At 70.9% G+C, this 8,324-nt stretch carries 6 protein-coding genes; 3 read left to right on the forward strand and 3 right to left on the reverse strand.

Translation table 11 applies throughout. The features are described 5' to 3' along the window. A partial coding sequence (locus A7A76_RS15370; RefSeq protein ID WP_206412001.1) for a type I polyketide synthase occupies positions 1-3,636 on the reverse strand: 3,636 nt, incomplete at its 3' end. Positions 3,637-3,941: 305 nt separating this feature from the next. On the opposite strand from A7A76_RS15370, the gene A7A76_RS15375 reads away from it, so the two are divergent. Next, entirely contained in the window at positions 3,942-5,249 is a 1,308-nt protein-coding gene (locus A7A76_RS15375) for a TCR/Tet family MFS transporter (protein ID WP_241200964.1), read from the forward strand. 159 nt (positions 5,250-5,408) lie between these two features. On the opposite strand, the gene A7A76_RS15380 is transcribed toward A7A76_RS15375, so the two are convergent. Next, the gene (locus A7A76_RS15380) at positions 5,409-6,572 is read right to left on the reverse strand and encodes an MFS transporter (protein ID WP_343225345.1); all 1,164 of its coding nucleotides are present in this window, start codon (positions 6,570-6,572) and stop codon (positions 5,409-5,411) included. A 296-nt stretch (positions 6,573-6,868) separates the two neighbouring features. Between A7A76_RS15380 and A7A76_RS26710 the strand changes: the two genes are divergently transcribed. Together A7A76_RS26710 and wrbA are read left to right on the forward strand one after the other, a co-directional pair. Beyond that, positions 6,869-7,021, forward strand: coding sequence for a DUF6053 domain-containing protein (locus tag A7A76_RS26710; RefSeq protein WP_428995165.1), 153 nt, complete (start codon positions 6,869-6,871; stop codon positions 7,019-7,021). Positions 7,022-7,055: 34 nt separating this feature from the next. After that, positions 7,056-7,655 (forward strand): NAD(P)H:quinone oxidoreductase, encoded by a 600-nt coding sequence (wrbA, locus tag A7A76_RS15385; RefSeq protein ID WP_206412003.1) that lies wholly within the window; start codon positions 7,056-7,058, stop codon positions 7,653-7,655. 98 nt (positions 7,656-7,753) lie between these two features. On the opposite strand, the gene A7A76_RS15390 is transcribed toward wrbA, so the two are convergent. Beyond that, a complete protein-coding gene (locus A7A76_RS15390; protein WP_206412004.1) occupies positions 7,754-8,104 on the reverse strand; it encodes a DUF1304 domain-containing protein in 351 nt (116 codons plus the stop codon). Positions 8,105-8,324: the final 220 nt, after the last annotated feature.

Here is an 8,324-nt window from a genome sequence, read left to right on the forward strand (position 1 = left end):
CAACAGCCAGGCGCCCGGCGCCGTCGCCGCAGCGGCGGGCCGCTCGGCCTCGCGCCAGGCCGGCGCGTACAAGCGCTGCGGCGTCTCGATGAAGCCGCCGGCGCCGCCGAGCACCTTGGCCGCGCAATCGGCGACTTCCAGCAGCAGTTCGCCGTCGGGCGCGTACACGCGCACGTCGCCGTGGATGCGGTCGTCCTCGCGCCGGGTCACCCGCGCGTGGATGTACAGGTCCGGCGCGAACGCGCCGTAGCTGCGGCCGCGCGCGAAGCCGGTCGGCATGTAGACCTTGGAGCCTTCCACCTGCAGCGGCAGCGCCGCGGCCAGGGTCTGGAAGCACAGGTCGAGCACGGCCGGATGCAGGTGGAAGCGGTCCAGCGATTCGTGCAGCGCCGCCGGCACCGCGACCCGCGCCAGCGCTTCGCCCTCGCCCTGGCGCAGCCCGGCCAGGCCGCGGAAGGTCGGGCCGTATTGCAGGCCGACGCTGCGGAAATAGGCGTAGCAGTCCTCCGCCGCGATGTCGCGCGGGCAACGCTCGCGCAAGGCCTGCAGGTCGGCCGGCGCGGGACGCGCGTCGGTGTCGAATTCGATCCGGCCGGTGCAGTGGGTGCGCCAGCGCTCGTCCTCGCCGCGGCTGGCGATGCGCACCGCGCCGGTGTCCGCGTCCAGGCCCACGCGCAAGGTCGCGGCCTGCTCCTGCGACAGGTACAGCGCGCGTTCGAAGCGGATATCGGCCAGGGCCAGGCGCGCATCGCCGCCGTGCAGCGTGCGCGCGGCGGTCAGCGCCATGTCGGCATAGCCGGCGCCGGGGAACACCACGGTGCCGTCGAGCTGGTGGTCTTGCAGGAACTCCAGCTGCGGGCTGTCTAGATCGCTTTCCCAGCTCGGCAGGTCGTGGTCGATCCGCCGTTGCAGCAGCGGATGCGGCAGCGCCTGCAGGCGCGCGCGCGCCGAGCCCGGCGATTCGTGCCAGTGGCGCTCCTTGCGCCAGGGGTAGGTCGGCAGGCGCACGTGCGCGCCGCGCGGCAGGCGCTGCGACCAGTCCGGCGCGGCGCCGGCGCAGTACAGCTCGGCGACCGCCGCGGCGATGCGCTCGGATTCGTCGCGCTCGCGGTGCAGGGTCGCGGTGGTGCGCACCGCGCGGTCGGCGGCGTTGGCGCATTCGCCCAGCGACGAGGCCAGCACCGGGTGCGGCGAGATTTCGACGAAATGCGCGCCGCCGTCGGCAAGGATCGCGGTCACCGCATCGGCGAAGCGCACCGGCTCGCGCATGTTGGCGAACCAATAGGCGTTGTCGTGCGGGCGGCCGTCCACGCGCTGCCCGCTCACGGTCGAGTACAGCGGCACCTGCGGCTCGCGCGGCGCCACCGCCGCGGTGCAGGCCAGCATCTCCTCGCGCAGGCCGTCCATGTAGCAGCTGTGGAACGGCACCTGCACGCGCAGGCGGCGCACGAACAGTTCGCGCGCGGCGAGTTCGGCCTGCAGGCGTTCGATGCCGTCCAGCGAACCGGCCACGGTGACCTGGGCCGGGCCGTTGATCGCGGCGATCGACACGGTCGGATCGGCCAGCGCGTCGATCGCCGCCTGCGCCTGTTCGCGCGCCAGCCCGACCGCGAGCATCGCGCCGTGGCCGGCCATGCGGTGCAGCAGGCGGCTGCGGTGGTGGATCACGCACACCGCGTCTTCCAGGCTCAGGCAGCCGGCGGCGTAGGCCGCGGCGATCTCGCCCAGGCTGTGGCCGACGATGGCCGCCGGCCGCACGCCCCACTGCGCCAGCAGTTCGGTCAGGCCCACCTGCAGGATGAAGCCGGCCGACTGCACCACATCGGTGTCGTTGGCGCGCGCGGTCTCGGATTCGGCCAGCATGTGCGGCAGCAGATCCCAGCCGGCCACCTGCGCGAACAGTTGCGCGCAGCGATCGACCGCGGCCTTGAACGCCGGCTCGCGGCGGTACAGCTGCTGGCCCATGCCCCACCACTGCGGGCCCGAGCCGGAATAGACGAACACCAGGCCCGGCGCGGAGTGCACCGGCGTGTCCGAGGTCCATGCGCCGTCGCTGCGGCCGTCGTCGGCCAACGCACGCAGGCGTTGCGCGAGTTGTTCGGCCGAATCCGCGGCGACGCAGGCGCGGTGCGGATGGTGTTCGCGGCCCAGCGCCGCGGCGCGGGAGAGGTCTTGCAGCGCCACCTCGGCCAGCGCGCCGCCGCGTTCGAGGCGCTCGGCGTAGCGCCCGGCCAGCGCCGCCAGCGCGTCGGGATGGCGCGCCGACAGCGGCAGCAGCCACGGCCCGTGGGTCGGCGCCTCGGCCTGCGCCGGCGCGGTCGATGCCGGTGCGCTGGCCACGATCGCGTGCGCGTTGCTGCCGCCGAAACCGAACGAGTTCACCGCCGCCAGCGACTCGCCGCCGCGGCGCGGCAACGCGGTCAGCGCGGTCGGCACGCGCAGCTTCAGCGCCTGCAGGTCGATCTGCGCATTGGGTTCGAGGAAATGCAGGTGCGGCGGCACCTGTCCGCGCTCCAGCACCAGTGCGGTCTTGATCAGCGCCGCCACGCCGGCGGCCGCCTCGGTATGGCCGATGTTGGTCTTGACCGAGCCGATCAGGCACGGCTCGGCCGGATCGCGGCCTTCGCTCATCACCGAGCCGATCGCGCCGGCCTCGATCGGATCGCCGACCGGCGTGCCGGTGCCGTGCGCTTCCACGTAGGCGATCTGCGCCGGCGCCGCGTCGGCCGCCGCCAGCGCCGCGCGCATCAGCAGGCGTTGCGCGTCCGCGCTCGGCACGGTGATGCCCTGGCTGCGGCCGTCCTGGTTGGACTGGGTCGCGCGGATCGTCGCATAGATGTGGTCGCCGGCCGCCAGCGCATCGTCGAGCCGCTTGAGCACGACGATGCCGGCGCCTTCGCCGCGCACATAGCCGTCGGCGCGCGAATCGAACGCGCGCGAGCGGCCGGTCGGCGACAGCATGCCGGCCTGCGATTCGGCGATGGTGTAGGCCGGGCCGAGCAGCGCGTTGACGCCGCCGGCCAGGGCGATGTCGGATTCGCCGTTGCGCAGGCTCTGGCAGGCCAGATGCACCGCCACCATCGACGAGGAACACGCGGTATCGATCGACATGCACGGGCCGCGCAGGCCGAACACGTACGACAGGCGCGCCGCCAGCAAGGTCATCATCGAGCCGGTGGCGGTATGCGCCTCGACGTTGCGGTAATCGGCGTTGCCCAACTGCTGCAGCATGTAGTCGAGGGTGAAGCCGCCCATGTAGACGCCGACCGCGCGCTCGTGCAGCGACGACGGCACGATGCCCGCATCCTCGAACGCTTCCCAGCACACTTCCAGCAGCAGGCGCTGCTGCGGATCCATCACCGCCGCTTCGCGCGGCGAAATGCCGAAGAAGCCCGCGTCGAAGCGGTCGATGCCGTCGACGAAACCGCCCCAGCGGGTGGCCGATTTTCCGCGCACGCCCTTGCGCGGATGGTAGAAGTTGTCGCGGTGCCAGCGATCGGCCGGCACTTCGCCGATGCAGTCGATGCCTTGCGAGAGCTTGTCCCAGAACGTTTCGGGGTCGTTACCGCCGCCCGGAAAACGGCAACCGATGCCGACGATGGCCACAGACGCATTGATGCCCGTAAACGTTTCCATTCCCTTGGTCCTTGCGACGTTGTCGATCCATGAGCACGACCGCAAGCTACATGCGGTGTGTGACGCAATATCATCGTAAACCACAACGCATTACACCGGTCAATGCGGCCAACGACATGTTCGATGCGCTTAGCGGTCGCGCTATACGCTGTGCCATCGATCCGGTATACGCTGCATGCGTTACCGGTCGTGATGCATGCGCAGGGCGCGCGGCCGCGAGCGTCCTGCTAACGTAGTTCGCAGGAAGGCACCGAAACCCGTCACGGTTCGGCGCCTGTTATCGAAGCCAAGGAATGGACCTCCCAATGAGCTCGCCATCGAAGCGCAAAGCCGGGCTGATCTTCGTTTTCTTCACCGTCCTGATCGACGTGCTGTCGTTCGGCGTGATCATCCCGGTGCTGCCGCACCTGCTCGAACAGTTCGCCGGCGGCAGCGTGTCGGACGCGGCGTGGTGGGTGGGCATCTTCGGCGTGGTGTTCGCCTCGATCCAGTTCGCCTGTTCGCCGCTGCTGGGCGCGTTGTCGGACCGCTACGGGCGCCGCCCGGTGATCTTGCTGTCGTGCTTCGGCCTGGGCGTGGACTTCATCGTGATGGCGCTGGCCGACGGCCTGGCCTGGCTGATGGCCGGGCGGATCGTGTCGGCGGTGTTCGCCGCCAGCACGCCGGTCGCCAACGCCTACGTCGCCGACGTCACCCGCGAACAAGACCGCGCGCAGGCTTACGGCCTGCTCGGCGCGGCGTTCGGCGTCGGCTTCATCCTCGGCCCGCTGATCGGCGGCGTGCTCGGCGATTACGACCTGCGCTATCCGTTCTGGCTGGCCGCGGCGCTGGCCCTGGCCAACTTCCTCTACGGCTGGCTGGTGCTGCCCGAATCGTTGCCGCGCGAACGCCGCGCGCCGCGCGTGGACTGGTCGCAGGCCAATCCGTTCGCCTCGCTGCGCTTCCTGCGCGAACAGCCGCAGGTGCTGGCGCTGGCCGCCGTGGTGTTCCTGCATTCGCTGGCGCAGTTCTCGCACCAGATCGTGTTCGTGCTCTACGCCGACTATCAGTTCGGCTGGGGCCAGAAGCAGGCCGGCTATGTGCTGGCCGCGGTCGGCGCGATGGCGGCGGTGGTCAGCGTGGCGCTGGTGGCGCCGATGGCGCGGCGCTTCGGCGAGCGCGCCACCCTGCTGTTCGGCCTGGTCTGCGGCACGCTGGGCCTGTGGATGCTGGCCGCGGGCGACACCCGCTGGTTCTTCTGGGGCATGCCGATCGCGGCCTTGTGGTATCTGGCCCTGCCCGCGGCGCAGGCGATGGTGAGCCAACGCATCGACGCGCAGGCGCAGGGCCGCGCCCAGGGCGCGCTGACCAGCCTGATCTCGCTGGCCGGCATCGTGGCCCCCGCGCTGTACGCCAGCAGCTTCGCCTACGTCACCCTGCCGGACACGCGGCTGCCGCTGCCGGGCGCGCCGTATCTGGTCGCCAGCGTGTTGCTGTTGGCCGCCGTGGCGATCGTGTGGTGGGCGATCCCGGCCAAGCGGACGGCACCGGAGCCCGCCGCGCTGGCGACCCCAGCGCCGGCCGACTCAGAACCGGCACCCGCGTCGCACGAGGCCGGCGCAGAGGCGCGCTGAGCGCCGCCCGGTGCCCGCTTCCCTGCGTTCCGCCGTCGGCGCGCGCCGCCCTGGCGCAAGAGGCCGCCGCCTGCAGGAACCGCCCGCGCGGAAGTCCGCGTCGGCGACGCGCGGGCCCGCGACGCCGCGCATGACTCGGCCGGCTGGCGTCGCTCGCCCTCAGCTCGCGCAATCCGGCTCCGGCTCGCGCTGCCCGGCCGAGATCAGCACGAACCCGATCAACACCGACAAACCCACCAGCGCCGCCGCGGCGTAGCCGACGCCCGCCACGCCGACCGCATCGATCACCCGCCCGCCGACGATCGCGCCGACGCCGATGCCCAGGTTCGCGCCCGACACGTTGAGCGCGGCGGCGAACGCCGGCGCCTGCGGCGCCGACTTCATCACCCGCACGTGGCTGACCGGGAACAGCGCGGCCTGGGTGATGCCCCACAGCGCCAGGGTCAGCGCGAACAAGGGCAGCGCGCTCACCGACGGCACCACCAGCACCAGGCCCAGCGCCAGCGGTACGCTGAAGATCAGCGAGGCGCGCAGCGGATGGCGGTCGACGATGCGTCCGCCCAGGGTGTTGCCGATCAGGCCGACCGCGCCGAACGCCATCAGCGCCCAGCCCACCACCGCGCCGTTGAAGCCGGCCAGGCGCTCGAACATATCGGCCAGGTAGGTGTAGGCGGTGAACATGCCGGCGAACAGGATCACCGACATCAGCACGTGGCCGACCACGCGCGGATCGCGCAGCACCCGGAACTGTTCGCCCAGTCGCGGCGGCAGCGCGCCGCGGCTGTCGGGCAGGAAGGCGTAGAGCATGCCGGCCTTGAGCAAGGACGCGATGGCCAGGGCGAGGAACGCGGCGCGCCAGCCGAACGCGTCGGCGATCAGGGTGCCGGTGGGTACGCCGATCACCGTGGCGCAGATCACGCCGAAGGAAATCATCGAGATCGCCTTGCCGGCGCGATCCTGGCCGGCGATATCGACCGCGGTCTCGCTGGCCAGCGCCCAGAACACCGGCACGCCCAGCGCCGGGATCAGCCGCGCGAACGCCAGCACGCCGAGGTTCGGCGCCATCGCCGCGACCACGTTGGAGGCGGCGAACAACAGCAGCACCACGATGAACAAGCGCTTGCGTTCGAAGCGCGAGAAGTAGGCGGTCAGGAACGGCCCGGTGGCGGCGACCGCGAACGCGAACAAGGTCACCAGCAGACCGGCCTGCGACACGCTCACGCCCAGGTCGCGCGAGAGCGAGGGCAGCAGCCCGACCAGGATGAATTCGGTCGTCAGCACGGTGAAGCCGGCGGCCGAGAGCAGGATCAGGGGGAGTAGCACGGCAAGCTCCAAAGACGGGGCGTCGCCGATGCGCGAAGGCGCACCGGTGCGGCGAGGAGAAGGGGGATTCGCGGAAGGACCGGGCCGGCGTGGCGGGCCGGCGAGTGCGAGCACTCTAGTCGGAGAAGGTGGCGGGATAAACCGCAACGCCACGCCGGCATTGTTCCGCAGCGAAGACGATGCGCGCAAGCCTTGGCGTTGCGAGGTTTGGCGAGTTGCGTGCGGATCGGGACTGTTTATCCCGAATCGCGGGCTAGTCGCGCGCGGCCGCGTGCGCCAAGGTGGGCGGCGATCTTGTGGGAGGGCCTTCAGGCCCGATGCTGTTCTTTCAGGCCAGTGTGATCTGGAACAAAAGCATCGGGCCTGAAGGCCCTCCCACAAGGGCAAAAATCCGCTGCGCGCGGCATTCGCCGACGCCCGTCACACCGCCTGAAACATCCTCGTCCTAGGCTCATCGCCCTGTCCCAACCCGAGGCGACTGAGATGGCGAAAGTCCTGGTGCTCTATTACTCCGCATACGGCCACTGCGAAAAGATGGCCGAAGCCGTCGCCGAAGGCGCGCGCGGCGCCGGCGCGCAGGTCGATATCAAGCGCGTGCCCGAGCTGGTGCCCGACGAGGTCGCGCGCAAGTCGCACTACAAGCTCGACCAGGTCGCGCCGGTCGCGCAGATCGCCGACCTGGAGCATTACGACGCCATCGTCGTCGGCACCGGCACGCGCTTCGGCCGGATGTCCTCGCAAATGGCCAACTTCCTCGACCAGGCCGGCGGGCTGTGGGCCAAGGGCGCGCTGCACGGCAAGGTCGGCGCGGCGTTCACCTCCACCGCGACCCAGCATGGCGGCCAGGAGACCACGCTGTTCTCGATCATCACCAACCTGCTGCACTTCGGCATGGTGATCGTCGGCCTGAACTACGGCTATTCCGGGCAGATGCGCCTGGACGAAGTCACCGGCGGCTCGCCCTACGGCACCACCACCATCACCGGCGGCGACGGCTCGCGCCAGCCGACCCAGAACGAACTCGACGCGGCGCGCTACCAGGGCCGCGAAGTGGCGGAAACGGCGAAGAAGCTGCACGGCTGACCCGGCGGCGGCGCGGCCGGCGCGATGCCGGCCGCGTTTGCAGCGCCAGCGTGTATCGCGGCCGTACGACGACTATGCGGCCTGAGCGGCCGCCGCGCTCACAGCAACCACAGCGCTGCCAGCGCGGCGATCGCCGGCACCGCCTGCACGTAGAAGATCCGCCGGCTCACCGTCGCCGCGCCGAACGCGCCGGCGACCACGACGCAGGCCAGGAAGAAGGTCGCCACGTCCTGGCGCGCGCAGACCAGCGCCCAGACCAAACCCGCGACCAGGAAGCCGTTGTAGAGCCCCTGGTTGGCCGCCAGCACCTTGGTCTGCTCGGCCTTGTCCGGGCTCATGCGGAAGGTCTTCATGCCCAGCGGCTTGGTCCACAGGAACATTTCCAGGACCAGGAACCAGGCGTGGAGCAAGGCGACCAGGGCGATCAGGACGACGGCTAGCCAGGACATAGGGCGGGCTCTGGGGTACGGAGCGCCAGCATAAGGCCTGGGCGGGAGTTTGCGCCGGGGTGTGGGGCGCACAATGCCCGGCTCGCCGCAGAGGATTGCGGCCCGTCCTCACTCGTAATGAATGCACCGACGGAAGCGGGCGCGGAACGCCCCCTGCAGGAGCGACGCGAGTCGCGACCGCGAAACCACGGCCATTGCGCAGGTTTCGTCGTCGTTGCGG

The organism is Lysobacter enzymogenes, assembly GCF_017168095.1.
GTDB classification, from domain to species: Bacteria; Pseudomonadota; Gammaproteobacteria; order Xanthomonadales; family Xanthomonadaceae; genus Lysobacter; species Lysobacter enzymogenes_D.

Excerpts from the sequence above, each read along its gene's own strand:
- A7A76_RS15375 (WP_241200964.1), top strand. The coding sequence starts at position 3,942 with ATGAGCTCGCCATCGAAGCGCAAAGCCGGGCTGATCTTCGTTTTCTTC.
- wrbA (WP_206412003.1), top strand. The coding sequence starts at position 7,056 with ATGGCGAAAGTCCTGGTGCTCTATTACTCCGCATACGGCCACTGCGAA.
- A7A76_RS15390 (WP_206412004.1), bottom strand. The coding sequence starts at position 8,104 with ATGTCCTGGCTAGCCGTCGTCCTGATCGCCCTGGTCGCCTTGCTCCAC.